Annotated in this window: 23 protein-coding genes; 10 read left to right on the plus strand and 13 right to left on the minus strand. The window is 71.6% G+C overall.

Annotated features, from left to right (window positions below; all coding sequences use genetic code 11):
- Positions 1-23: 23 nt before the first annotated feature.
- Together CP983_RS03060 and CP983_RS03065 are read right to left on the minus strand one after the other, a co-directional pair.
- Complete coding sequence (locus tag CP983_RS03060; protein WP_150498424.1) at positions 24-2,267, minus strand: glycoside hydrolase family 9 protein; 2,244 nt, start codon at positions 2,265-2,267, stop codon at positions 24-26.
- Between the two features lie 191 nt (positions 2,268-2,458).
- Positions 2,459-5,557 carry a glycoside hydrolase family 2 TIM barrel-domain containing protein gene (locus CP983_RS03065; protein WP_150498425.1) on the minus strand — a complete coding sequence of 1,033 codons (3,099 nt, stop codon included), beginning with the start codon at positions 5,555-5,557 and terminating at the stop codon, positions 2,459-2,461.
- A 190-nt stretch (positions 5,558-5,747) separates the two neighbouring features.
- On the opposite strand from CP983_RS03065, the gene CP983_RS03070 reads away from it, so the two are divergent.
- Both CP983_RS03070 and CP983_RS03075 read left to right on the plus strand, forming a co-directional pair.
- Positions 5,748-8,132, plus strand: coding sequence for a SpoIIE family protein phosphatase (locus CP983_RS03070; protein ID WP_150498426.1), 2,385 nt, complete (start codon positions 5,748-5,750; stop codon positions 8,130-8,132).
- Between the two features lie 32 nt (positions 8,133-8,164).
- Positions 8,165-8,851 carry a DUF4232 domain-containing protein gene (locus CP983_RS03075; RefSeq protein ID WP_150498427.1) on the plus strand — a complete coding sequence of 229 codons (687 nt, stop codon included), beginning with the start codon at positions 8,165-8,167 and terminating at the stop codon, positions 8,849-8,851.
- A gap of 9 nt (positions 8,852-8,860) precedes the next feature.
- Here CP983_RS03075 and CP983_RS03080 read toward each other — a convergent pair whose 3' ends face one another.
- Both CP983_RS03080 and CP983_RS03085 read right to left on the minus strand, forming a co-directional pair.
- Positions 8,861-11,170: an RICIN domain-containing protein gene (locus tag CP983_RS03080; protein ID WP_229914624.1), complete on the minus strand. Its 2,310-nt coding sequence runs from the start codon at positions 11,168-11,170 to the stop codon at positions 8,861-8,863.
- Positions 11,171-11,514: 344 nt separating this feature from the next.
- The gene (locus CP983_RS03085) at positions 11,515-12,438 is read right to left on the minus strand and encodes a helix-turn-helix domain-containing protein (RefSeq protein WP_150498429.1); all 924 of its coding nucleotides are present in this window, start codon (positions 12,436-12,438) and stop codon (positions 11,515-11,517) included.
- A gap of 63 nt (positions 12,439-12,501) precedes the next feature.
- On the opposite strand from CP983_RS03085, the gene CP983_RS03090 reads away from it, so the two are divergent.
- The gene (locus tag CP983_RS03090) at positions 12,502-13,323 is read left to right on the plus strand and encodes a phytanoyl-CoA dioxygenase family protein (protein WP_189748426.1); all 822 of its coding nucleotides are present in this window, start codon (positions 12,502-12,504) and stop codon (positions 13,321-13,323) included.
- A 4-nt stretch (positions 13,324-13,327) separates the two neighbouring features.
- Here CP983_RS03090 and CP983_RS03095 read toward each other — a convergent pair whose 3' ends face one another.
- From CP983_RS03095 to CP983_RS03105, 3 genes are all read right to left on the minus strand, one after another.
- Positions 13,328-14,296 (minus strand): aldo/keto reductase, encoded by a 969-nt coding sequence (locus tag CP983_RS03095; RefSeq protein ID WP_125529101.1) that lies wholly within the window; start codon positions 14,294-14,296, stop codon positions 13,328-13,330.
- 98 nt (positions 14,297-14,394) lie between these two features.
- The gene (locus CP983_RS03100) at positions 14,395-14,940 is read right to left on the minus strand and encodes a flavoprotein (protein WP_150498430.1); all 546 of its coding nucleotides are present in this window, start codon (positions 14,938-14,940) and stop codon (positions 14,395-14,397) included.
- Positions 14,941-14,962: 22 nt separating this feature from the next.
- Positions 14,963-15,421 carry a nuclear transport factor 2 family protein gene (locus tag CP983_RS03105; RefSeq protein ID WP_125529103.1) on the minus strand — a complete coding sequence of 153 codons (459 nt, stop codon included), beginning with the start codon at positions 15,419-15,421 and terminating at the stop codon, positions 14,963-14,965.
- A gap of 108 nt (positions 15,422-15,529) precedes the next feature.
- Between CP983_RS03105 and CP983_RS03110 the strand changes: the two genes are divergently transcribed.
- Positions 15,530-16,084, plus strand: a complete 555-nt coding sequence (locus CP983_RS03110; protein ID WP_107906402.1) for a TetR/AcrR family transcriptional regulator — start codon at positions 15,530-15,532, stop codon at positions 16,082-16,084.
- Between the two features lie 85 nt (positions 16,085-16,169).
- Here the strand turns inward: CP983_RS03110 and CP983_RS03115 are convergent, their stop codons facing one another.
- Both CP983_RS03115 and CP983_RS03120 read right to left on the minus strand, forming a co-directional pair.
- Positions 16,170-16,370 carry a ferredoxin gene (locus CP983_RS03115; RefSeq protein WP_125529106.1) on the minus strand — a complete coding sequence of 67 codons (201 nt, stop codon included), beginning with the start codon at positions 16,368-16,370 and terminating at the stop codon, positions 16,170-16,172.
- A 42-nt stretch (positions 16,371-16,412) separates the two neighbouring features.
- Positions 16,413-17,621, minus strand: coding sequence for a cytochrome P450 (locus tag CP983_RS03120; RefSeq protein ID WP_189748429.1), 1,209 nt, complete (start codon positions 17,619-17,621; stop codon positions 16,413-16,415).
- Here CP983_RS03120 and CP983_RS03125 point away from each other — a divergent pair.
- From CP983_RS03125 to CP983_RS03135, 3 genes are all read left to right on the plus strand, one after another.
- Entirely contained in the window at positions 17,611-17,943 is a 333-nt protein-coding gene (locus CP983_RS03125; RefSeq protein ID WP_150498432.1) for a hypothetical protein, read from the plus strand. The two genes, CP983_RS03120 and CP983_RS03125, sit on opposite strands and share 11 nt — an antisense overlap.
- Positions 17,940-18,563, plus strand: a complete 624-nt coding sequence (locus CP983_RS03130) for a LysE family transporter (RefSeq protein ID WP_150498433.1) — start codon at positions 17,940-17,942, stop codon at positions 18,561-18,563. Before CP983_RS03125 ends, CP983_RS03130 begins: the two co-directional genes overlap by 4 nt.
- A gap of 81 nt (positions 18,564-18,644) precedes the next feature.
- Complete coding sequence (locus tag CP983_RS03135; RefSeq protein ID WP_125525802.1) at positions 18,645-19,094, plus strand: nitroreductase family deazaflavin-dependent oxidoreductase; 450 nt, start codon at positions 18,645-18,647, stop codon at positions 19,092-19,094.
- A 64-nt stretch (positions 19,095-19,158) separates the two neighbouring features.
- On the opposite strand, the gene CP983_RS03140 is transcribed toward CP983_RS03135, so the two are convergent.
- On the minus strand, positions 19,159-20,130 hold the full coding sequence (locus CP983_RS03140) for a cation diffusion facilitator family transporter (RefSeq protein ID WP_107906406.1): 972 nt from the start codon (positions 20,128-20,130) through the stop codon (positions 19,159-19,161).
- Positions 20,131-20,248: 118 nt separating this feature from the next.
- On the opposite strand from CP983_RS03140, the gene CP983_RS03145 reads away from it, so the two are divergent.
- Both CP983_RS03145 and CP983_RS03150 read left to right on the plus strand, forming a co-directional pair.
- On the plus strand, positions 20,249-21,262 hold the full coding sequence (locus CP983_RS03145) for a glutathione S-transferase family protein (RefSeq protein ID WP_150498434.1): 1,014 nt from the start codon (positions 20,249-20,251) through the stop codon (positions 21,260-21,262).
- Between the two features lie 24 nt (positions 21,263-21,286).
- On the plus strand, positions 21,287-21,601 hold the full coding sequence (locus CP983_RS03150; RefSeq protein ID WP_107906408.1) for a DUF4235 domain-containing protein: 315 nt from the start codon (positions 21,287-21,289) through the stop codon (positions 21,599-21,601).
- A 37-nt stretch (positions 21,602-21,638) separates the two neighbouring features.
- On the opposite strand, the gene CP983_RS03155 is transcribed toward CP983_RS03150, so the two are convergent.
- The 3 genes from CP983_RS03155 to CP983_RS03165 all read right to left on the minus strand — a co-directional run bounded on the left by CP983_RS03155 (position 21,639) and on the right by CP983_RS03165 (position 23,349).
- Positions 21,639-22,031, minus strand: coding sequence for a VOC family protein (locus CP983_RS03155; protein WP_030963269.1), 393 nt, complete (start codon positions 22,029-22,031; stop codon positions 21,639-21,641).
- Positions 22,032-22,110: 79 nt separating this feature from the next.
- Positions 22,111-22,575 carry a pyridoxamine 5'-phosphate oxidase family protein gene (locus tag CP983_RS03160; protein WP_150498435.1) on the minus strand — a complete coding sequence of 155 codons (465 nt, stop codon included), beginning with the start codon at positions 22,573-22,575 and terminating at the stop codon, positions 22,111-22,113.
- Between the two features lie 15 nt (positions 22,576-22,590).
- Positions 22,591-23,349 (minus strand): TetR/AcrR family transcriptional regulator, encoded by a 759-nt coding sequence (locus tag CP983_RS03165; RefSeq protein ID WP_150498436.1) that lies wholly within the window; start codon positions 23,347-23,349, stop codon positions 22,591-22,593.
- A 126-nt stretch (positions 23,350-23,475) separates the two neighbouring features.
- Between CP983_RS03165 and CP983_RS03170 the strand changes: the two genes are divergently transcribed.
- On the plus strand, positions 23,476-24,984 hold the full coding sequence (locus CP983_RS03170; RefSeq protein WP_150498437.1) for an APC family permease: 1,509 nt from the start codon (positions 23,476-23,478) through the stop codon (positions 24,982-24,984).
- The last annotated feature ends 14 nt before the right edge of the window (positions 24,985-24,998 follow it).

Consider the following 24,998-nt stretch of genomic DNA (forward strand, 5'->3'; position numbering starts at 1 on the left):
TCCCGTCCGTCACGGCCCCTTCCTCACCCCTGGTCGGCGACGAAGGAGGCCATGCGGGTCAGGGCGGAGTTCCAGTTGATCGTGTGCTCGTTCGTCGACCAGGACTGGATGTCGTCGATGTAGCAGAACTGGCCCACGCAGCCCTGGAGTTTGCTCTGTGCGTAGGGGTCCTGGATGCTCGAGTTCGGGCCGCCCGCAAGCGTGCCGGCCGGCGGGTTCGGCTGGCTCGGGTCGAGCTGGTGGGCGTACCAACGGGCGTGCTGGTTGTGGGAGTTGACCTCGCCGTAGCCGGTCACGTACGAGATGTTCAGCGCGTTGCGCCCGAAGAGGTAGTCCATGCTCTGCACCGCGCCGTCCCGGTACTTCGAGGCTCCCGTGATGTCGTACGCGGTGGCGATGACGACGGCGTTGTGCAGGATCTGGTGGTTGGAGCCCCAGTCGTAGAGGTTGCCGTCGGGCGCGTACGCCATCCCATATGGCTGCGCCTTCAGCGTCGCGAGGTATCCGTCGGCGCCCTTGACCACGGACTGGCGCACCTTGTCCCTGCCGGGGAGCCTGCTCGGCACGGTCGCCAGGTCCAGCCTGGCCGCGGCGGCCGTCCTGGCCCAGTCGTAGCCCAGGGCGCCGAAGACGTCGGTCGTGTGGACGGGCGAGTTCAGAACGTGGTCCGCGAACTCCCTTTCCCCCGTGCTGAGGTACAGCTCGGCCGCGGCCCAGTAGAACTCGTCGGTGACGTTGTTGTCGGCGTAGGTGCCGCCGCCGATGCCGTCGCTCTCGGAGGCGTACCGGTCGGGGTGCGCGAGCGCGGCCGACCATGCCTTGCGGGCGGCGGCGAGCGCCTTCGCCGCGAACTGCCTGTCGTACGGCTTGTACAGGCGCGCCGCCTGCGCGGCCGTCGCGGCGAGGTTCAGGGTCGCGGCGGTGGACGGCGGGTGCAGTTCACGCTTCTGCGGGTCGTCGCTCGGCAGCAGCGGCAGGCCGGTCCACTGCTCGTCGTGGATCTTGTGGTGGGCCATGCCGGCCAGCGGCTGCCCTGCCGGGACCTGCATCTTCAGCAGGAACTCCAGCTCCCAGCGGACCTCGTCCAGGATGTCGGGGACTTTGTTGCCGCTCTCCGGGATGGCGAGCGTGCCGTCGCCCAGCCGCTCCGACTCGCCGGTGCGGGCGAGCAGTTCGCGCTCGTAGGTGCTCAGCAGCTCCCACACGGAGATGCCGCCGTTGACGACGTACTTGCCGTGGTCGCCGGCGTCGTACCAGCCGCCGGTCACGTCGAGCGCGTAGTCGCACACGCCCGGCTGACAGGGCACCGCGCCGTCGCCCCGGTTGGGTGCGACGTCCACGTGCCCGGCGGGACGGGCGTAGCCGGGGCGCAGGTCGTCGCGGATCGCGATGCCGCTGCGCTGGGTGTAGTAGTACTTCACGGCGTCCAGGCGCAGGCGCTCGTACGCGGCCGTCCCGATGTCGAAGGGGCGGCTCGCCTCTCCGTCGGCGACGAGCGTGAAGTCCTTGCCCTGCTTGCGGTAGGCGCCGAAGTCGATGGAGTGCACGTTCTGCGCGGAGGAGGCGTCGGTGCCGCGCGGCACGGTCCAGCCGTGGGCGACGACGGTCCCGGCGGCGTTCTTCAGCTGCCACGGCAGCTTGCCGCCGGCGTCGGTGACCAGCGTGGCGTTCTTCGGCCCGGCGGGCAGATAGGCGACCTGGTTCACCCGTACCCGCGGCCCGGTGTCGGGCTCGTACACCTCGGGCGGGACGCCGCCCAGCAGCGAGGCGTCGTCCATGCAGAACCGCCACGCGTCCGCACCGCCGCCGACCTGGAAGGCGACCTGGCCCTGCGGGGTGTCGACGGGTGAGGTGAAGGTGTACGAGTAGGAGTTCCCGGAGACGCTCAGCTCCGGGGTGACCTCGAAGTAGGTGTCGTACGGCGCCGCCGACAGTCCGACGATCGCCCGCACGGTATGCCCCTCGGGCGAGCCGTTCGCGGTGAAGGAGAAGCGGTACGACTCGCCCTTCACCAGCGTGATGTCGTTCTGGCCGACGGCGGCGTCCCAGGGGTTGGCGGTGCCGCCGGGCACGTCGGCGCAGAGCTGCCCGTCGGACAGCCCCGCGGTGACGTTGCCGGTGGCCCACCACGGGTCGGTGGTGCTGTCGAACGTCCCGTTCTTGAGCTGCTCGACCTCTTCGGCGCCGGCGGGAGCCGCCGGAACTGCGGTGAGGCCTGCGGCCAGCAGGGCCGACAGGGTCAGCAGGGTGATTCTGCGGCGTTTCACAGCTGGGCTCCTCGGGGGAGGTGCGGGGCGCTCGTCATGGGAGCGCTCCCAGATGCGGGTGCAGCCCATCGTTGTTGGCGACATGACAGTGCGTCAACGGTTCTGACGGCCGGCCTTTTCGTGCGGCGCCGTCGTGGCTGGTCGCGCAGTTCCCCGCGCCCCTTCAGGGACGCGGGTGAGCCCTGCGTCCGTCAGGTGGCCGGTGCCTCCAGTCTGCTGATGCGCATCGCTCCTCGCGCCTCCCCCGGATGGGCGCTGGTCAGGGTGAGTCGCAGCCGGGAGCCGCGTACCAGGTCGAAGGTGACGACCGTCGGGGCGTCCGACGTCGCTGCCCAATCCACGGCCGTGCTCCTCACCGGCACATACCTGCGGCCGTCCCACACCTCCGCCACGACCGACGCCGGCAGCGTGTGCGTCGAATCCACCGTGAAGGAGACCTCCACCCGGTCCAGGTTCCGTGCCCGGCCGAAGTCCACCGAGACCCAGTCCTCCTGCCGGGCTCCGTCGAAGGCGGGAAGCAGGGCCGTGGCCGCCTTGGTGAAGCCGTTGGACCAGCCGGTGGCGGGGTCACCGTCGAGCATCGCGGCCGGGAGGGTGTCCGGCCGTCCGGAGTAACCGGCGTCCGCGTAGGGGTGGTTCGGGGGCGTCGGGTGGTCGGGTTCGAATGCCTCGGCCGGGGTGAGGGCGGCCGACTTCGCGGGTGTCGTCCGCACGGTCGCGGAACCCGCCCGCAGGCCCTCGGCCCGTGCGGTCACCTTGAGGGTGCCGGCCTTCGTGCCGGAGCGGACGATGGCCAGCGCCTTGCCGTGGAAGGCCGTACGAGTACTGGCCTGGTAGCGCTCGGCGCTCTCCTGGCGCCCGTTGTCGAGGCCGGCGAGCGAGCCGCCCCGCACGTCGAAGGAGATCAGGTCCTCGGCGTCGGGCACCACGACACCGTGCGCGTCGACGACCTCGGCGGTCACGAAGAGCAGCGAACGGCCGTCCGCGACAAGGGATTCGCGGTCGGCGGTGAGTCGCACGGACCTCGCCGGGCCGGCCGTGCGCAGCACGTCGGTGGCGACCGCCTTCCCGTCCCGGCGGGCCACCGCCTTCAACTCCCCCGGCCGGTACGGCACCTTCCAGGTGAGGTGGAGTTTGCCCGCGCTGGCGTTGGGGCTGGTGTAGCTGCCGGGGAAGGGGCCGTCGGTGAAGGTCTTGTCGTCGCCGGTCGCCTCGGTGGTCTCCAGGTAGACCCGGCCGTCGACGGTCTTCTTGGTGTCGAAGGTGCGCGTGCCCAGGGACTTGCCGTTGAGGAACAGCTCGACGGTGTCGACGTTGGAGTACGCCCACACCTCGACCGTGTCGCCCTCCGGGTGGTTCCAGGTCATCGGCAGCAGATGGACCATGGGTTCGCCGGTCCACTGGCTCTGGAACAGGTAGTACATGTCCTTGGGGAAGCCGGCGGTGTCGACCGCGCCGAAGAAGGAGGCCTTCACCGGGAAGACGTCGTACGGCGTGGGCTCGCCGATGTAGTCGATGCCCGACCACAGGAACTGCCCGGTGAACCACTTCCGGTCGCGGTCCTTCTTGTGGCCGTACTCGCCGCTCATGGTCCAGGAGGCGAGGTTGTTGTCGTACGACGAGGTGGCCCTGCGGCCGGGCGTGTGGTTCTCGCCGGTGTTGAGGCGTTCGGGCTCCTGGTAGGCGCCGCGCGTGGAGGTCTCGGAGGACGACTCGGACTCGAAGAGGAACAGGTGCGGGTAGGCGGCGTGCAGTTGGTCCACCGACTTGGCGGTGTTGTAGTTCAGGCCGAGGCCGTCCAGCCTGGCCAGCATCAGGTCGGACGCCGAACCCTTGGCGGGCAGCCGGCGGTACTTGTCGGAGCCGATGACCAGGGGGCGGGTGTCGTCGGCGGCCCGGATGGCGTCGATGATCCGGTCGGCCATGGCGAGCCCGGCGGTGGAGGTGGAGTCGGGGACCTCGTTGCCGATGGACCACATGAGGACGGCGGGCGAGTTGCGGGCCGCCAGCACCATCTCGGTGGCGTCCCGCTCGGCCCACTCGTCGAAGAAGCGGCCGTAGTCGTAGCGTGTCTTGCCGGTCCGCCAGCAGTCGAACGCCTCGACCAGCATCACGATGCCGAGTTCCTCGCAGACCTGGACGATCTCCGGCGAGGGCGGGTTGTGGGAGGTGCGGAAGGCGTTGACGCCCATCGACTTCATGATGGTCATCTGCCGCCGGATCGCGTCGACGTTCACGGCGGCGCCCAGGGCGCCGAGGTCGTGGTGCAGGTCGACGCCTTTGATCTTGTGGTGGACGCCGTTGAGGTGGAAACCCTCGTCCGGGTCGAAACGGAAGGTGCGGAAACCGAAGCCCGTGCGGTGGGTGTCGGTCGTCCGGCCGGCCACGCGCAGCTCGGTGTCGAGGGTGTAGCGGTGGTGCGGGGTGGCGAGGTCCCACACCTTCGGTGCGGGGACGGTGAGTTCATGGGTCTCGGTCGCCCTGTCGGTGACGGCGACCGTGGAGGACGTACGGGCGACGGTACGGCCCCGGGGATCGACGATCCGTGAGACGACCTCGACATCGGTGCCGACACCGGCGGCGTTCACCACGGACGTCCGCACCCGGACGAGGCCGCGGTCCTCGGTGAACTCCGGTGTGGTGACGTACGTCCCCCAGCGCTCCACGTGCACCGGCTCGGTGACGACGAGGCGGGCTTCGCGGTAGATGCCGCTGCCCGAGTACCAGCGGCTGCTGGGCAGTCGGTTCTGCACCTTGACCGCGAGGACGTTCTCGGTGCCGCCGTCGGTGTGCAGCAGGTCGGTGAGATCGAGGGCGAATCCGGTGTAGCCGTAGGGGTGGCGGCCGGCCTCCGTGCCGTTGCAGAAGACGTACGCGTCCATGTAGACGCCGTCGAACTCCACCGATATCCGCTTGCCCGCGAGGGCGGCAGGCAGGGTGAAGGCCACGCGGTACCAGCCGAGGCCGCCGGGGAAGAAGCCGGTGCCGCTGGTGGTGCCGTGCTCGGTGGTCGGGGCGAGCTCGATGCTCCAGTCGTGCGGCACCGCCACCTCCCGCCAGCCCGAGTCGTCGTGGGCGGGGTCGGCCGCTTCGGCGAAGTCGCCGGTCGGGTCGGTGATGCCGCCCGGGTTCACCAGGGCGAAGCGCCAGCCGTCACGCAGCGGGACGGTGCGCCGGCCGGACGCGGCACCGGCGCCCTCCGCGGCCCGTGCGGTCGGGATGCCCGCCAGTGCTCCGGCCGCCGGGGCGGCCGTGGAGGCGAGCAGTAACGATCTTCTGGAGACTGTCATGGCGGCTCTCCCTCTTCAGGGCGCAGAAACACTCAGAATTGATCGTGAACAAACAGATTCTGACGCCGTGGTGCGCGGAGCAGTCAAGAGTGCGGTCACGGGTTCGCTCCGTGAATGGCGCCGAAGCACTAGGCTGGAACCCGAGTGAGCACGCTTGTTCACCGTGTGTGTGCGCGTTGGAGTGGCGACCATGAGCCCGGATTATCCGTTCGACGAGGCCGCGACGGCCCGGGCGGTCATCGACGACAGCGGTCTGCTCGTGGAATGGAACGCCGGTGCGGAGCGGCTGCTCGGCCACCCGGCGGACGAGGTCGTGGGGCGCCCGGCCGCGAGTCTGTTGGTCGGCGAGGTCGACCGCCGGACCCTCACCCCGGATGGCGACCGCTGGGACGGCGTCGTCACACTGCGCCATCGCGACGGCGGCACGGTCGCCGTGTGGCTGCTCGCCCATCGCGTACGGCCACAGGAGGACGGCCCCGAGCACTGGCTCGTGGTCACGCCGATCGAGGGCGACGACCCGCGTCCGCCCGGCGATCCGCTGGAGGACGTGGGGCTGCTCGCGTCCCCCTGCGCCATCGCGATCTACGACGACCGGCTCCGGCTGCGCAGAATCAACAACGTCATGGCCGAGGTCCTCAGCCTCTCCGAGGAGAACGTACGCGGGCTGCGGTCGACCGAGCTGACCGGCCGGCGGCAGAGCCACGACATCGAGCGGCGGCTCCTGCGCGTCCTCACCACGGGCCGGGGCACCGACGTACGGACGTACGTCCCCGTCGGCGGCGACAGGACCCATGCCTGGCTGGCCCGGATGGCTCCGATCACCGACGCCAAGGGGCGGGTGCGCGGCGTGTCCGTCGCAGCCCACGACTTCACCGACCAGTACCTGGCCCAGGAGCGGCTCCAGCTGGTCAACGAGGCCAGCGTGCGCATCGGCACCACCCTCGACGTGGCCCGCACCGCGCAGGAGCTGGCGGACGTCTGCGTCCCCGCCCTGGCCGACTTCGTCAGCGTCGATCTGCTGGACCCGCCGGAGCACGGCGGCGAGGCGCCCACGGGCCGGCTGTCCGCACCGATCGGTCTGCGCCGGGCCGCGCACAGCTCCGTCAACCCGGGCAGCCCCGAGGCGGTGGTCAAGCCCGGCCATCTGGACGTGTATCCGACTCCGTCGCCCCAGGCCGACGCGCTGCTGGCCGGCCACACCATCGTGGCCGCGATGTCGACGGGGGACCTCGAGGAGTGGCTCGCCTGGGACCCGGTCCGCTCGGAGCGGATCAGCGAGTACGGCATCCACACGACGATGTCCGTTCCGATCCAGGCCCGCGGCACCACGCTCGGCGTCGCCGTGCTCACCCGGTTCAAGAACCGCCAGCCGTTCACGCCCGACGACGCGCTGCTGGCCGAGGAGGTCACGGCCCGCGCGGCGGTCTGCATCGACAACGCCCGCCGTTACTCGCGCGAACGCGAGACCGCCCTCGCCCTCCAGCGCAGCCTGCTCCCGCGGACCCTGCCGCGCACCGCCGCGGTGGAAGCGGCGTCCCGCTATCTGCCGGCGGCGCGCTCCGGGGTGGGCGGCGACTGGTTCGACGTGATCCCGCTGTCCGGGATGCGGGTGGCGATGGTCGTCGGGGACGTCGTCGGGCACGGCATCCAGGCGTCGGCCACCATGGGCCGGCTGCGTACGGCGGTGCGCACCCTGGCCGACATCGACCTCGCGCCCGACGAGTTGCTCACCCACCTGGACGACCTGGTGGTGCGGCTGTCCGAGGAGGCGGGCACCGAGGCCGGGCCCGGCGAGGTCGGCGCCACCTGTCTGTACGCCGTGTACGACCCGGTCTCCCGGCGCTGCACGCTGGCCCGGGCCGGGCACCCCTCGCCCGTCATGGTCCCGCCCGGCGGCGAGCCGCACGGGATCGAGCTGCCGGCCGGACCGCCGCTGGGCCTTGGCGGGCTGCCGTTCGAGTCCGCCGAGATCGAACTGCGAGAGGGCACGGTGCTGGCGCTCTACACCGACGGCCTGATCGAGACCCGCGAGCGCGACGTCGACGCGAGCCACGCGCTGCTGTGCGACGCGCTGTCCTCCCCGTCCGAGTCGCTGAACGAGACCTGCGACCGCGTCCTGCACGCCCTGCTCCCGCCCGGCGGCGTCGCGGACGACGTGGCCCTGCTGCTGGCCCGCACCCAGGGCCTGCCCACCTCCCGGGTGGCGACCTGGCACATCCCGGCGGACCCGGCGCTCGTCGCGCCCATCCGCAAGCAGGTCGTGGAGCAACTGGAGGTCTGGGACCTGAGCATGGCTTCCTTCACCGCCGAGCTGGTGGTGAGCGAGCTGGTCACGAACGCCATCCGCTACGGCACCCACCCCATCCGGCTCCGCCTCATCCACGACGCGGCGACGCTGATCTGCGAGGTGTCCGACACCAGCCACACGGCACCGCATCTGCGCCGCGCCAAGACCTTCGACGAGGGCGGCCGCGGACTGCTCCTGGTCGCCCAGCTGACCCAGCGCTGGGGCAGCAGGCACACCACGGACGGCAAGACCATCTGGGCGGAGATCGGGCTGCTCGCCGAGGAGTGAGTAGCCGCCCTCAAAACGGGGAGTCGTGATTCATGGGACCTGCACGGGTTTTCCCCTCATTACATCGGGCGACTCCCCTCGTCGGCGCCGTCGCGCTGCTGGGACTGCTCACGGCGTGCGGCGGGGGCGGTGACTCGACGGGCGCGGTACAGACCCCGGCCGGCACCGGCGGCACAGCGACTTCACCGGCCGCGACCGACACCGGGGGCCCGCCGACCGGGCCGGCGTCCAGCGAGCCGGGGACGACCGGGCCGCCGTCCGTCGACACCACCAGCCCCGCGACCCAGTCGGGCGGCCCCGGCACACGCTGCCACACCTCCCAGCTGCGCGCCTCGATCGGCCGTCCCAGTCCCGGCGCGGGACAGCGCAACTTCCCGATCGTGCTGACCAACACCGGCGACCACACCTGCACCGTGCGCGGTTATCCCGGTGCCGCCTTCGTGGACGCCGCCGGCAAGCAGCTCGGCCCGGACCCGAAGCGCTCCCCCGACACACCCACGACCGTGACGCTGACGCCGGGCGGCAGCGCCTGGGCGGGGCTGACCTACGCCAGTCCCGAGATCAGCGGGGCCCGTACGGCGCTGCCGAAGTCGCTGCTCGTGACGCCGCCCGACGAGCGGGATTCGCTGAAGGTGGCGTGGACTGCCGGTGAGGTGCCCGTCGCCGGGAACGAGTCGTCGGTGTTCCTGACGGTGGTTCAGCCGGGCAACGGGGGCTGAGCCGCCGGCTCAGTGGTGACCGCCGCCGTGCCCCCAACCACCGCCGTAACCGCCGCCCCCGTAACCGCCGCCCCCGTACCCGCCGCCCGACCAGCCGTCGTCGCCGTCACCCCACGAGCAGGAGTACGGGTCGTCGTAGCAGGAGTCGTCGGACGGCGACGCGCTCGCGGATCCCGGCTGCGAGGCCGACGGCGTCGCGGAGGGGGTCGGCGTGGCCTTGGGGGTCTTCGACGCCTCGGGAGTCGGAGTCGGGGCCGGCGTGGCCGTCTTCGGCGTCTCGGCGGCCGAGTCCCAGTTCACGACCGCGAGTTGGAGTTCGGTCTGCGACGTGTCGATGACCCAGTGCTGGGCGTCGCTCTCGTCCTCGCGGGTCTTGACGACCAGGGCGCCGGAGCCGTCGGTGGCGGCGGGGCTGAGGGCCAGGTCCTGGTCGAAGCGCGGCACCAGGGTGCCCTGGAGGGTGAAGTCGTAACGGATGTTGTCCGTCTCGGAGTCGGGGATGCCCGTGCAGCGGGCGAGCCGCACCGAGTAACCGAGGTGGGAGTCGAGGCAGAGGCCCGGGTCGGCGCCGCTGCGCATCAGTCCGTCGGTCTCGTACGACCACTGCTGGCCCGGTGCCGAGGAGCACTTGGCGAGTTCGGTCTCGGCGCCCTCCACGGCCTTCCCGTCGGCGATGCCGACACACAGTCCCGAGCCGATGTTGTGCAGCCGGCCCCGCAGATCGCCCTTCGCGGCCTCGGCGGCGCCCGCCCAGGAGGGGTTCCTGGTGGCGGTGCCCGCACCGGAGTCGGGTGCCTCGGAGGGCCGGTCGCCGGCCGCCGCCGAGGAGTCGTCCCCGGATCCGCCGACGGACCAGATGACCAACGGCAGGACCACGAGGGCGCTGACGGTCGCGACGGCGGCGGTGAGATTGCGGCGCCGGGCGGCCCGGCGGGCGGCCTTGAGGGCCGCGCGACCGGTACAGGTGCGGGCGGCGCCGGTGGACGTGCCCGCATCGGTCCGACGGGCTGCACGGCGGGACCTGCGGGGCCCGGGCTCGGCGGGTGAGGAGACGGCGTCGGTGGCGAACGGCTGGTTCGCGGGCGCCTGGTGGGCGGGAGCGGAGAAGGCCTGGTTCGCGGAGGCGGCGAAGGGCCGGCTCGTGGGGGCGGAAGCCTCTCCCGCGGGCGCGAACGCCCCGGCCGCGAAGGGGTCCGCCGGGGAAGCGAAGGGCTCCCCGGCGTGGCTGAAGTCCTCGGCCGCGGGAGCGAAGGACTCGGCCGTGGGAGAGAACGACTCGGCCGACGGGACGAAGGCGTTGCCCGCAGGGGCGAAGTTCTCGGTCGCGGGCGCAAAGGCCTCGGCCGCCGGAGCGGGCGCGTGGCGCGGTCGTGCGGGGATGGGGGCGGGGGCGTCGGCGAAGAAGGATTCGCCCGCGATCGTCGTCGCAGCCGCTGCCGACGTCGGAACCGGCGGCGCCATCGACTCGGCATCGGCCGTCCCGTCCGCGAGGCTCGCCCTCTTCACGAGGTAGTCCCGCGCGCCCCAGCCGAGCACCGCCTCGGCCAGCGCGACGCCGAGCCCCTCGTTGAAGAAGGTGAGCTGGCAGGCGGTGTCACTGCAGTGCGCGCAGCGGTTGAGGTGCCCGCGCAGATCGGGGTCGACGTCGATGCCGCCCCGCCGGTAGGTCACGTCCAGCATTCGCAGGTACTGGCGGCACTCCTGCTCGGGGGCGAGCTCGCGGTGGACCTGGAGGCACTCCTCGCGCAACCGGTCGCAGGCGCGGGCGAGTTCGAGGCGTGCGGACTCCTCGTCGAGGCCGAGCAGTCCGGCCGGCACCGACAGCGGTTCGGCCTCGACCTCGGTGTGCCAGAGCAGACAGCGGGACGCCTGGGGAAGCCGCTGGAAGGCGCCCGACAGCAGCCTGCGGTCCGCCGGCGGCAGCAGTCGGGCGGCGACGCGCTCCGCGCCCTCCCCCTCGGATCTCAGCGCGGGGTGGAGCAGTTCCCGTCTGCGGTCGTTGTCCCACTCCGCCGCGATACGGCGCACGGTGACGAGCAGTTGAGGGCGCCAGGCGGCCGTCGGGCCGGTCTGCCGCAGGGTCTCGCCGAAGAGCCTGGTGAACGCCGCGGTGGTGAGCATGCCCGCCGACCGGGCGTCCGCCGTGCACAGCCGCGCGTAGGCGAAGCCCGCTTCCCAGTGCCGGTCGAGAAGTTCACCGACCGGGTGCAGCGCCGGCGACACCCCCGTCCACTTCTTGAGTTCGGCGCTCAGCTGAGCGTCCGTGACTTCAAAGATGCGGGCGTCGTATGGGGAATTCGACAGGCCTGCGTCATGCACGGCGGCATTCCTCCGGAGGGCATGCGGCATTGAAGGTCCGTACCAAGGGGTATGCTCCGGACACAGCTTGTGTGAACCTTGGGGCTTAAGGGAGCGAGGCACACCTTTGCACAGGTCAGGGGCAGAGAACAAGCGGCTCCGGTTTTTGTGCATTGCGTGCGGGCCGATCGCTATTTGACGACTGGTCAATAGCGCGCCTCGATCATTACGAAATACCGCCGAAGCAATTGGAAACGGTATTCACTCATCGCACCCCGAACGCCGGGACAAACCATTGAACAGCCGCGTTTCCACTTTCATGCCTGGTCATGCGGGCACACCCGTCTTCACCGGCCCTTCACAAGTCACATGCCAACCATTGGACCGCCCGACCGGTACGCCCCCGGCGGCCTTCCGTACCGTTCCCGGAACGCCCGGTTGAAGTGATAGGGGCTGGCGAATCCGGAAGCGGCCGCGACGCGGTCCACGGAGAGCCCGGTGGTCTCCAGCAGCCGGGCGGCGTGCCGCAGCCGTGCCTCGCGCAGCGCGCGCATCGGCGACCGGCCGACCTGCCCGGTGAAGAGATGGGCGAACCGCGAGGGCGAGAGCCTCACGTGCTCCGCGAGCGAGCGCACGGTGTGCGGGGCGGCCGGGTCCGCGTCGATCAGTGCCTGCGCCCGGTGCACCCGGGGGTCGACTCCGGGGTGGGCCGGCGCGGTCCGCGCGGTGCCGGCGGTGAGCAGGACGACCTCTTCCAGCGAGCACAGGGCGAGTTCGCGGGCCGCGGCGCCATGGGCCACGGCGACCGGCTCCTCCCCCGGTGCCGGTGCGGGCGGCGCGTCCGTGCCGGTCCAGCGGGCGTCCGCGAGCATCCGGCGGAACGCGGCCTCGACACGCCCGTGCACGGCGTCCGGCGTCGGCGTGACGACGTACAGCCCCTCACCGACGTCGTACGGGCGCAGCCACGACCGCCAGGTGGGGCGGGCCTGGCAGTGCGCCCACCAGAACTCCCAGTGAGGCGCGCCCTGTTGGACCCCGTAGCCGTGCGGCACTCCCGGTGCGAGCACCACTAGGTCTCCCGCTCCGGCCCGCGCCTCGGTGCTGCCGTGGCGCAGCCGCCCACGCCCGCCGGTGGTCCAGGTGAACAGCCAGCTGTCCGCGCCGCGCGGCCTCTCGACCCGGTACCCCGGCGGCTGGTCGTAGTGCCCGACCACGACCAGGCCGGGCGACGGGGCGGGGTCACCGGGCCCGGCAGCAGTCTGGGGCAATGCGTCAGCGCTCACGGTCATCCTCCTGGAACTGGCCTCGGCCTAGCGTGACAGGCACAGGACACCAGATGGAGGAGTGGACGCATGACAGCCATGGACATCGGAGCCGCCGGCGCTCCCATCCTGCCCGAGGCCGGACTCCGCCAGTTCCGGGAGGAAGGCTTCACCGTCGTACGCGGACTGTTCGGGTACGACGAGATCGACCGGCTGTGCGAGCGGTTCGCGGCGCTGCACGCGGCCGGGCCGGTGACCGGGCACTTCGAGCCCCGGCCGGAAGAGAGCGATCCGCTGCGGGTATATCCGCGGGTGATGCAGCCGCACGAGATCGACGAGCTGTCGCTGCGGGTGCTGCTCGATCCCCGGCTGCGCGGCGCGCTGGAGGCGCTCCTCGGGGAGGAGGTGCTGGCCGCGCAGAGCATGTTCTACTTCAAGCCGCCCGGGGCCCGGGGCCAGGCGCTGCACCAGGACAACTTCTATCTGCGGGTCGAGCCGGGCACGTGCGTGGCGGCATGGATCGCGTGCGATGTGATCGACCGGGACAACGGCGGTCTCGAGGTCGTCCCGGGCACACATGCGATGGACCTTTTCTGCCCGGAGGTGGCCGACGTCGAGGTGTCCTTCGCGCGTGAGTACGTCGCACCACCTCCCGGTCTGGAGGCGGTGCCCGTCGACATGCGGCCGGGGGACGTGCTGTTCTTCAACGGCAGTCTGGTGCACGGGTCGCAGCCCAACCGTACTCAGGACCGCTTCCGCCGCTCGTTCATCGGTCACTACGTGGGGCGTTCGGCCGAGCGGATCGGGGAGTACTACCGGACGGTGTCGATGAGCGGCGACCGGGTGCCGCTGGCCGAGAGCGAGGGTGCGGGGCCGTGCGGCACCGAGTTCGCGCCGCCCGGACCCCACTAGTGCTTCAGTGGCCGATGACCGGATGCGGAGCGTAGGACCGCTCCAGCTCCTCCAACTCCTTCTCGCTCAGCTCCAGTTCGACGGCCGCAGCCGCGTCCTCGATGTGCCGCGGCCGGCCCGCTCCGATGATCGGGGCGGTCACGGTGTCCTGGTGCAGCAGCCAGGCCAGCGCGACCTGGGCGCGTGGGACACCGCGTTCGCTCGCGACGCGGGTGACGGCCTCGACGACCACCTGGTCGCTGTCGACGTACAGCCGGCTGCCGAAGTCGTCATTGGCGCTGCGGTCGGTGACCGTGCCCCAGTCCCGGGTGAGCCGGCCGCGGGCCAGCGGGCTCCACGGCAGGATGCCGACGCCCTGGTCGGCGCAGAGCGGCAGCATCTCGCGCTCCTCCTCGCGGTAGAGGAGGTTGTAGTAGTTCTGCATCGAGACGAACTTGGTCCAGCCGTGCCGCTCGGCGGTGTACTGCATCTTGGAGAACTGCCAGGCGTACATCGAACTCGCCCCGATGTGGCGCACCTTGCCCGCCTTCACCAGGTCGTGCAGCGCCTCCATCGTCTCCTCGACCGGGGTGTGGGGGTCGAAGCGGTGGATCTGGTACAGGTCGACGTAGTCGGTGCCGAGGCGGGCGAGGCTGTGGTCGATCTCCGTCATGATCGCCTTGCGGGAGAGCCCGGCGCCGTTGGGGCCCGGCCGCATCCGGCCGTTGACCTTCGTCGCGAGCACGATCTCGTCCCGGCTCGCGAAGTCGCGGAGCGCCTTGCCGACGATCTCCTCGCTGGTGCCGTCGGAGTAGACGTTGGCGGTGTCGAAGAAGTTGATCCCGGCGTCCAGCGCCTGGCGGATCAGCGGCCGCGACGCCTCCTCGTCGAGCGTCCACTCGTGCGCGCCGCGGTCGGGGAGCCCGTAGGTCATGCAACCCAGACAGATCCGCGAGACGTCCAGGCCCGTCGAACCGAGCTTCACGTACTGCATCGTTGCTGCTCCTGCCTTCGGGGTGGGGTACCAGGGGGAGCGTACGTCGTGGTGCGCGCTCGGGGCCGGTTCGCCGACCGGGGCCGCACCGGTTCTCGTCAGCCGGCGTCCGCGTCGCGCTCCAGCAGGTCCAGCGCGCGTTCCCAGCCGAACTCCGGTCGTCCGCCGTCCTCCCCGGGCTCGCCCGTGTACGGCTCCCCGAAGCGCACGCCCATCCCGCGCAGCCGTATCAGGCTGTCCCCGTAGGCGGGGTGGGCGGCGAGGGCGTCGGCGACGCAGGGCAGGACGGCGATCGGCACGCCGAGGCCGTACGCCTCGCACAGGGTGCCCAGGGCGAGGGTGTCGGAGATGCCGGCGGCCCACTTGTTGATCGTGTTGAAGGTGGCCGGGGCGACGACGACGGCGTCCGGCGGCGGGAAGGGGCGCGGCTCGGCGGGAGTGCGCCACGCCGAGCGGATCGGGCGGCCGGACAGGGCCTCGACGGCGGCGGTGTCGAAGAAGCCGTTCATGGCGACCGGGGTCGCGATGACCCCGGTCTCCCAGTCCCGCTCCTGCGCGGCGCTGATCAGTTTGCTGACGTCCGCGGCGATCCCGGCGGCGCAGACGACGACGTAGAGGAAGGGTTTCCGGGCCTGTTCGGTCACCCGGGAACCCTACTCAACGGGCCTAGCGCACCGGGAAGGTGAGCCCGCGCTCGTTCTCCGGCCGGGGGCCGAGGATGCGGCGCTCCTTCTCCTCGATCGGCACGTCGTTGATGCTCGCCTCGCGACGGGTCATCAGGCCGTGCTCGTCGAACTCCCACAGCTCGTTGCCGTAGGAGCGCCACCACTGGCCGTCGGCGTCCCGGCACTCGTACTGGAAGCGGACCGCGATGCGGTTGCCGTCGAAGGCCCACAGGTCCTTGCGCAGCGCGTACTCCTGCTCGCGCGCCCACTTCGCGGTGAGCAGCTCGACGATCTCGGCGCGGCCGGTGACGAAGGTGTCGCGGTTGCGCCACACGGAGTCCTCCGAGTAGGCGAGCGACACCTTGTGCGGGTCGCGGGTGTTCCAGGCGTCTTCGGCGGCCTGCACCTTCTGCACTGCGGTCTCGTGGGTGAACGGGGGCAGGGGCGGGCGGTCGGTCATGTCTTCCTCCGGGCGGTATCGGCGGTGGGCGTGCGGGAGAACGTGCGTTCTCCGGCTGGCTGCTACCGTAGGAGAACGCACGTTCTCACGTCAAGGAGAGGCCAGCACATGGACAGCGCGACCGCCCGGGAGCAGGCACTGGACGCAGCGGAGGGGCTGTTCTACGGACGCGGCATCCAGTCCGTCGGCATGGACGACATCCGGGGCGCTTCCGGGGTCTCGCTCAAGCGGCTCTATCAGCTCTTCCCGGCGAAGGAGCAGCTGGTCGAGGCGTATCTGGAGCGGCGCGACGTGCGCTGGCGCGGCGGGCTCGCCGCGTACGCGGAGCAGCAGCCGGACCCCGAGCGGCGGATCCTCGCCGTCTTCGACTGGCTGGAGGAGTGGTTCGCCGAGGAGGACTTCCGCGGCTGCGCCTGGATCAACTCCTACGGCGAGCTGGGCGCCCGCTCGGAGCGGGTGGCCAACCAGGTCCGGGCGCACAAGCGGGCGTTCCGCGACTACCTCGCCGCACTGGTCGCCGACGCCGGACTGCCCGGCGCGCTGACCGGACCGCTGTATCTGCTGGCCGAGGGCGCGATGGTCACGGCCGGGATAACGGGTGACACGCGGCCGGCGGGCGAGGCGCGGGAGGCGGCGCGGACACTGCTGGCGGCGGCCCGCTGAGCGGGCGGCCCGCGGCACCCGCCGGTGGGCGGGCCCTGGTACGGACCCGCCCACGGATACGGGCGTACGACGTGGTCGCCCGGCGTCAACTCCCCTCTACCGACACGGTGATGGCGCTGACCGGGCAGGCCCGGGCAGCTTCCCGCACCATGGGGTCGCCGCCGCCGTCCTCCCGGCCGGGGAGCAGGGCGCTGAAGCCGTCGTCGTCCTGGGTGAACACGGACGGGGCGGCCAGGGCGCACTGACCGGCGCCCACGCAGACGTCGTGGTTGATGTCGATGTGGATTTGGCCTGATTCGTGTGTTTCGTTGTCCATGACCGGAGCCTCTTACCAGGTCACGGGGAGTTCCAGCATCCCCTGGATCGTGTCGCCGGGTTTGAAGGGGATTTCCTCCGCCGGGACGGCAAGCCGCAGGGTCGGCAGGCGCTCGAAGAGCGAGTGCAGGGCGATCTCCATCTCGGCGCGGGCCAGGTTCTGGCCCAGGCACTGGTGGATGCCGAACCCGAAGGCGACGTGATGGCGGGTGGGGCGGTGCCAGTCCAGGGCGTCGGGGTCGGGGTAGACGGACTCGTCGCGGTTGATGACCGAGGTCGAGAAAACCACTCCGTCGCCCGCCCGGATCGTGCCGCCGTCCGTGTCGATGTCCTCGACGGCGACGCGCAGCAACCCGTCGGCGATCGACAGCATCCGCATGAGCTCCTCGACCGAGGCGGGCAGCAGCCCGGGGTCGGCGCGCAGCTCGGCCAGCTGTTCGGGGTGCTGGAGGAGGGCGAAGGTGCCCAGCGAGATCATGTTGGCGGTCGTCTCGTGGCCGGCGACCAGCAGGATGGTCGCGAAGGCGACGACCTCCTCGCGGTCGAGGTCGCCGTCGCGCAGCTGCCCGTGAACGAGCTCGTCGAGGACGCCGTCGCCGGGCTCCGGCTCCTTCTGCTTGCGGTCGATCAGCTCGTTGAAGTAGGCCTCCAGCCGGTCGCGGGCGTCCATCGTGTCGGCGGCCCTGGGGCCGCGCAGCAGGCGTCGCGACTGCCCCTCGAAGAAGTCGTGGTCGGCGTACGGCACGCCCAGCAGCGCGCAGATGACCATCGAGGGCACGGGCAGCGCGAAGGCCGTCACCAGGTCGGCGGCCGGCCCCTGGGCGATCATCGCGTCGAGCCGTTCGTCCACGATCCGCTGGATCTGCGGGCGCAGCTCGGCGGCGCGGCGCAGGGTGAAACTGGGGACCATCATCCGCCGCTGGACCCGGTGTTCGGGGTCGTCGACGCCCAGCAGGGCGGACTTCCGGTCGCGCACCGCCGCGAACCGCTCGTTGGGCGCGGGGAATTCGGGCCGGGAGCGGTCCGAGGACAGCCGGGGGTCGGCGAGCAGGGTGCGGGCGAGGGCATGTCCGGTGACCAGCCAGGCCGGACGGCCGTCGTAGAGGGTGATGCGGGCCAGGGGTCGGGTGTCGCGCAGGGGGTCGTAGGCGGTGGGCGGGTGGTAGGGGCAGGTGCGGTTCTGGGGGAAGGCGACGGTGGGGGGTTCCGTCATGTCCGTCATCGAAGACCTCGCAGACGAAGAGTGCGTCGTGCCGATCTTCATTAGATGCCTGGGGCATCTAGCTGACGACGTCAAGTTCGGCCAGATCAGGCGCGCGGGCAATCTGGCCGGGGATCGTCGCACAGAGCTTCGGTCCGGCGGGCGCCGGACCGGTGCCGCGCGGCCCTCCCGCGAAATTCGCTTGTCGGAGGGCCGGGCCCACCCCCAGAATCCGGCCATGCCTACGATCCTCGCCTTCCTGCCGCCGACCGCCGCCGCTCGTCCGGTGCGGTCCCAGCAGCAGCCCGGCCGCCCGTGGAGGCCCTCGCTTCCCACGTCGTGACCGCCGCGCTCGTCGCGGGGCTGCTCGCGGGCTACGGCATCGCCGTCCCGGTCGGAGCGGTCGCGACCTATCTCGTCTCCCTCACCGCCCGTACATCCCTGCGGACCGGGGTCTGCGCCGCGCTCGGCGTCGCGACGGCCGACGGGCTCTACGCGCTGGTGGCCGCCCTCGGCGGTTCCGCGCTGGCCGCCGCTCTGCGTCCGGTGCTGGTGCCGCTGCGCTGGGCCTCCGCCCTGGTGCTGGTGTTCCTCGCGGCACGGGGCGCGGTCACCGCCGTACGCCACTACTGCGGCCACCGGCTCGCCACCCGCTCCACGCCTCCTCCCCCGAGCCCGGCGCGCGCCTATCTGGCGCTGCTCGGCATCACCCTGCTCAACCCGACCACCGTGATCTACTTCGCGGCCCTGGTCCTCGGCACCCGTGCCGCGGATGCCGTCTCCCCTCCGGAACAGGGCGTGTTCGTCCTGGCCGCCTTCGCCGCTTCGGCGAGCTGGCAGCTGCTGCTCGCCGGGGGCGGGGCGCTGCTGGGACGGCTGCTGACGGGGAGCCGGGGACGGCTGGTGACGGCGCTCGTGTCGAGCGGCGTGATCCTGCTGCTGGCTGTGAGGATGCTGCTGTAGGACCGGCAGGATGAATCACGCACCGGCCGGTGTTGAAGCACGGTGTCAGTCAGCACAGGACACGACGATGGGACCGATGACATGCCTCTTGAGGGCGAGTACGAGCCCAGCCCGACCGATTGGGTCCGCAAGCAGGTCGAGTTGTACGAGAGCTCCGGCGGGACCCAGGGCACGACCCTCATGAACACGGGGATGCCCGTGATCCTGCTCACGACCCGCGGTGCCAGGAGCGGCAAGATCCGCAAGACGCCCCTGATGCGCGTCGAGCACGAGGGCAGCTACGCCGCCGTCGCCTCGCTGGGCGGGGCGCCCAAGCACCCGGTCTGGTACCACAACGTCAAGGCCGACCCCCATGTGGAGCTCAGGGACGGCACGGAGCTGCGCGACATGCGGGCCCGCGAGGTCACCGGCACGGAGAAGGCCGAGTGGTGGGAGCGGGCCGTCGCTGCTTATCCGCCGTACGCGGAGTACCAGCAGAAGACGGACCGGGTGATCCCGCTGTTCGTCCTGGAGCCCTTCGACGAGGGCTGATCAGGGCTCCGCAGATTTTTTTCCGACGGGACGCATGAACCCGTGTCCGTGGGGCACACGTGCGTCAGGCCCCGCCGCGCTCCCCCGTCGCGGCGGGGCTTCCGTATGCCTCCTGGGCGGAGCGCTCGGTCACGTCGAGGAAGATCTGGTCGGCCTCCTCCACCTCGTCGCCGACGGCCCGCTTGATGCGGACGGCGACCTCCTCGACCTCTTCGCTGTCCAGCCCGGGCACCAGATCGACGCGGGCCGCCACCAGAGCGGTGTCCAGGCCCGTCTTCATGGTGAACAGGGCCTCCACGCTGTCGATCTCCGGCTGTGCCGCCAGCAGCGCACGGATCCTGGCGTCCGCCTCGGGGTCGGCGGCCTCCCCGATCAGCTGGTCGCGGGCCTCGCGACCGAGCCGGTAGGCGACGTAGACGAGCAGCGCGCCGATCGCCAGCGACGCGGACGCCTCCCACACGACCTGCCCGGTGACCATGTGCAGGGCCATGCCCGCGAAGGCGAGCGTCACGCCGAGCACGGCCGTGGCGTCCTCGGCGACGACCGTGCGCAGGGCCGGGTCGCGCATGCCGCTCGCGAGGCCGCCCTGCCGGCGCACCTGGCGCAGCGCCCGCACCAGCGACACCCCCTCGGCGACGAAGGCGACTCCCAGCACGATCATGCCCACCACATAGCCGCTGAACTGCTCCTCGCCGCCGCCCCGCAGCGCTTCGAAACCCTGGAAGAAGGAGAAGCAGCCGCCCATGACGAAGATGCCGACGGCCGCGAGCAGCGACCAGAAGAAGCGCTCCTTGCCGTAGCCGAAGGGATGGCGGGCGTCGGCGGGACGGCGGCTGCGGCGCAGCGCGGCCAGCAGGAAGACCTCGTTCAGGCTGTCCGCCACGGAGTGCGCCGCCTCCGACAGCAGGGCCGGCGAGTGGGCGAAGATCCCTCCGACGGCCTTGGCGACGGCGATGACGAGATTGGCGGTGAGCGCCACCAGCACGGTGACCCGGGTCCTGCGGTCCGTGTTCGGCGCCTCGTTGTCCCTGCTCATCTATCGCCGAATCCCCAGATCGACCTGCCTCACACCGTGCCGTCGACGGAAATCGGGGGACTCGGTGGGACCAGAGGCGTACGCAGAGAGGGCGAGCACAGCGGAGAGGAGCGCCGGTATGAGCGGCGGGGGCAACACCGAGTACGGGAGGAAACGGTTCCAGCGGTCGAGGGCCCACTTCACGGACCGGATCACGGCGGACGGGCGGGACGGCTGGCCGGTGGAGGCGGGCCGCTACCGCCTGGTGGTCAGCCGTGCCTGTCCGTGGGCGAGCCGGTCCCTGGTGTCACGGCGGCTGCTCGGTCTTGAGGACGCCCTGTCGCTGGCGATCGCCGACCCGATCCAGGACGACCGGAGCTGGCGGTTCACGCTGGATCCCGGCGACCGCGACCCGGTGCTCGGCATCCGCTTCCTCAGCGAGGCGTACGACCGGCGGGAGACCGGCTACCCCGGCGGTGTCAGCGTCCCCGCGATCGTGGACGTGCCCAGCGGCCGGCTCGTCACCAACGACTATCAGCGGATCACCCTCGACCTCGCCACCGAGTGGACGGCACTGCACCGCGACGGCGCGCCCGACCTGTACCCGAAGGCGCTGCGGGACGAGATCGACGCCGTGATGGCGGACGTCTACGAGGACGTCAACAACGGTGTGTACCGGGCGGGGTTCGCCACCGGCCAGGCGCAGTACGAGGGGGCGTACGCCCGGCTCTTCAGGCGGCTGGAACTGCTGGCGGAGCGGCTGGCCGGGCAGCGCTATCTGGTCGGCGACACCATCACCGAGGCGGACATCCGGCTCTTCACCACGCTGGTCCGCTTCGACGCCGTCTATCACGGCCATTTCAAGTGCAACCGCTGGAAGCTGACGGAGAATCGGGTCCTGTGGGCGTACGTCCGCGATCTCCACCAGACGCCGGGCTTCGGTGACACCGTCGACTTCGACCACATCAAACGGCACTACTACCAGGTGCACAGCGGCATCAACCCGACCGGAATCGTGCCTCTCGGGCCCGACCTGGCGGGCTGGGCGGCACCGCACCACCGCGAGGAGCTGGGCGGCAGGCCGTTCGGCGACGGGACGCCGCCCGGGCCGGTGCCCGAGGCCGAGCGGGTCCCGGCGAGCGGACGACCCTGATCGACGAAGGAGGCGCAGGCGCGCATGGCGAAGAAGAACAACAAGCAGAAGAAGCTGAAACTCCCCCTGGCCTACAAGCCCCTGGGATTCGCCCTGGGCTGGGCGAGCGGGGCGCTGGCGGGAATCGCCTTCCGCAAGACCTGGATGGCGATCCGGAACGAGGAGGACGCCCCCGACGCGCTGGACCGTGAGCGCGGCTGGGGCGAGATCCTGCTCGCGGCCGCGGTCCAGGGCGCCCTCTTCGCGGTGGCCCGGAGCCTGGCGGACCGCACGGGAGCCAAGGCGATCGAACGCAAGACGGGCGTGTGGCCGGTCGCCGACCAGGGCGGCCGCGACTGAGGGCCCACCCGCCCGGGGCACCGGGCGGGCGGAACGCTCAGCCCTGCTTCGGCGCGGTCGCCGGCACGCGGCGCAGGGTGAAGGAGTGGCCGGCCGGGTCGGAGTAGCCGCGTTCCTCGTAGGGCCCCGCCGGCTCCTTCGTCTCCACGGGGCGGCCGCCGAGGCCGACGATCCGGCGCTCGGCCTCGTCCAGGTCCTCCACCACGAAGTCCAGATGGGCCTGGAGGGAGTTCTCGGGGCGCGGCCAGCTCGGCGGGGTCGCGTTCATGTCGCGGCGGAACGCGAGCCGGGTCCCGTCGGCGCCCCTGATCTCGACACGGTTGGCGGTCGCGTCCGTCTGCTCGCCTTCCAGGAGTTCCGTGTAAAAGACGGCGAGCTTCTCGGGCTCGGCGCAGTCGAGCACCACGAAGCCCGCTTTCACCACTGGCATGGTTCCTCCGCAGGAGTCCTGGGCGCGGGACGTGCTGCCCCGCCGCCCTGTCCCCCACGGGTGTCCAGGTCAGCGCGTTTCAGTCCGCCACCAGCCACTTCCCGTCCCGCATCAGCTCGCGCCCGTCCAGCTCGTTCGCCTCGCGCCAGGCCTGCACCCGGGTCGGCAGGACGCGGAAGTACAGGTAGGGCGTGCTGAGCCGGCGCGGGTCGAAGCCGGTCTTCGTCGCGAAGCGGTCGCCCTCCTCCTCGGACAGCTCGTCCCGTGTGATCGTCTCGACGGTGCCCTCGACCATGACGACGTCGCAGGTGGGACCGATGCCGAGGCGCGTCCTGCCGGTCGCCCTGAGGTTGCGGCCCGTGGGGCTGGCCGCGGGCGTCGCCAGCAGCAGGGTCGAGCCGTCCCAGAGGAAGGAGAGCGGCACCAGGAACGGCACTCCCCCGCCTGCGTCGGCGGTGGCGACCCACACGTCCTCGTCGTGCTCCAGTCGGTGCAGGGTGTCCTGCTTGCGCTGCTCGGCGGGGCGTGCGGGCGACGGGGCCATCGGCGGACTCTCTCCTCAGGGCTCGGTTGTGACGGACGGGTCCAGTGTGGCCGCCGGGTCCCCGGACCGGGACCGGATTTCCGCGAGCCGGCTCGCCGCGGCGCTGAGCAGCAGGTCCAGGGCCGCCGGATAGGAGCTGCGGGCCATGTCGGCCACGAGATGCCGGGCGGTGGCCGCGATGTGCGGGTGGGTTTCGGCGGGCAGCCGTGCGTATGTGGCCCGCCAGACGGCGTCCTCCGCGTCCCGCGCGGCCTTCGGCATCGCGACGCTCGCCGAGTCGAGGGCGCCGTGCGCGAGGGCCTGGTCGACGAAGACGTGGTAGATCCGCACGGCGTCGGGATCGGGGAAACCGGCGCGGCGCAGCACGCCGAGGATGGTCTCGACGGCCTGGATCTCGTACACCCGGCCGGTCACCCGGTACGAGCTGAGCACCGCGGCCCGGGGGTGCGCGAGGGCGCCCGCGTGCATGCGCAGGCCGAGGCCCCGCAGGTCGGCGCGCCAGTCCCCGGTGGGTCGCCAGGTGCGCAGGGTACGGCCGATGAGTTCGTCGGCGATGGCGAGCATCAGGTCGTCCGTGGTCCGGAAGTACCGGTACAGCGAGCTGGGGTCGGCGCCGAGGGCCCGACCGAGGCGGCGCACCGACAGGGCGTCGGCGCCGTGCTCCTCGATGAGCCGCAAGGCGGTCTCGACGATCAGGTCCTCGGACAGGACCACGCCCTGCTTGGTGGGGCGCCTGCGCTGCCGGGCGGCGGGCGGGACGACTCTCTCGCTCATGGACTGCCTTCCTCGGTCCGGTGCCCCGCACCTTACGACAACACCGTTGACCTGTTAAGCCCCCGTTCAGTTTCATGTCCGCTCATCGGGGCCGACCGGGCCCCCGATGCGAGCGGAGATCCGGCCATGTCCGATCAGCAGCCCCCCAGCGTCGTCGACCCTCCAGCGCGGCCCGAGCTGCGCAAGTCCCTCGGTGTCCTGGACGGCATCGCCATCGCCGCGTCCAGCACGGCCGCGACCACCAGCATCGGCATCGGCCTCGGGGTCACCGCCGGCGTGGTCGGCCTGCATCTGCCGGCGATCATGCTGCTGGCGTTCCTGCCGATCCTCGGCATCGCGGGCGCCTACTCCCGGCTGAACAAGGTCGAGCCCAACGCGGGCAACGGCTATGTGTGGGTGGGCCGTTCGCTCACCCCGTGGCTGGGCTTCATGGTCGGCTGGGTGAACATCGTGGCCGTGGTGGCGTTCCTCGCGTACACCACCGCGGTCACCGGCTCGGCCCTGCTGCAACTGGCGGGCGACGCCGGGCTGCACCGGGTGGGCGGCCTCGCGCTGGACCCCGGTTCGACCGCGCAGACCACGGCCGTCGGCATCGTCGTCCTGGTGGCCGTCACGCTGACCGCCGTGACCGGCATCCGCTCCGCCGCACGGCTCCAGGCCGGACTGCTGGTCTTCGAGTACGTCGTCCTGATCGGCTTCTGCGGCTACGGCATCGTCACCGGCCCGCACGACTTCAGCCTCAGCTGGTTCGACCCGTTCGAGATCCCGTCGGCGACCGCGCTGGCGCAGGGGCTGCTGCTGTCGGTGTTCTGTTACTGGGGCTTCGAGTCGGCGTTCACCGTCAACGAGGAGGTCCGCGACCCGCGCGACGCGTCCCGGGCCGGCACCATCACCCTGTTCACCATGCTCGGAATGTTCCTGCTCGGCTCGATCGCCTTCCAACGCGTCCTGTCCGAGAAGGAGTTGGTCGGTCACGGGCCCGAGGGGCTCGCCTTCTTCGGTGAGCGACTGGCCTCCCAGCCATGGGCTGCGCTCCCCCTGATCGCGCTGATGTTCTCGGCCGTCGCCTCGCTCCAGGCCGGGGTGATCCCGACAGCGCGCGGGATGTTCGCGATGAGCCGCGACCGCACGCTCGGGCCGGTGTGGTCCAAGGTCAGCCCGCGGTACGGGACTCCGGCCGTCGGCACGATGCTGATCGGCGCGCTGGCCGTCGCGGTCGCGGTGCTCGCACTGGTCATCCCGCGGCTGGCCGACATGATCATGGCGACGGTGAACGCCGTGGGCATAGTGGTCGCCCTGTCGTACGCCCTCACCGCCCTCGCGGCAGCCGTCCGCTTCCGCGCCCTGCTGCGCGAGGACCTGTGGCAGGGGGTGCGCGCGGTGGTGCTGCCCACGCTGAGCGCGCTCGCGCTGCTCGGTCTCGGCGGCTATCTCGGCTGGTCGTTCTACACCTCCGCCGACCACTTCGAAGTCAGCGCGGACAACGGGTGGTTCCTGCTCCTCACCCCGCTCGCGATGATCGCGTCCGGCTTCATGGCCGCCGCGTGGGCCAAGTGGGTGCGCAGGTCGCCGTACTTCCGCACCGGCAAGGGCACCGACGCCGACGCGCCCCGGCTGCTCGCCACCTCCCGATAACCCCCGACCAGGAA

The organism is Streptomyces chartreusis (genome assembly GCF_008704715.1).
Lineage (GTDB): Bacteria > Actinomycetota > Actinomycetes > Streptomycetales > Streptomycetaceae > Streptomyces > Streptomyces chartreusis.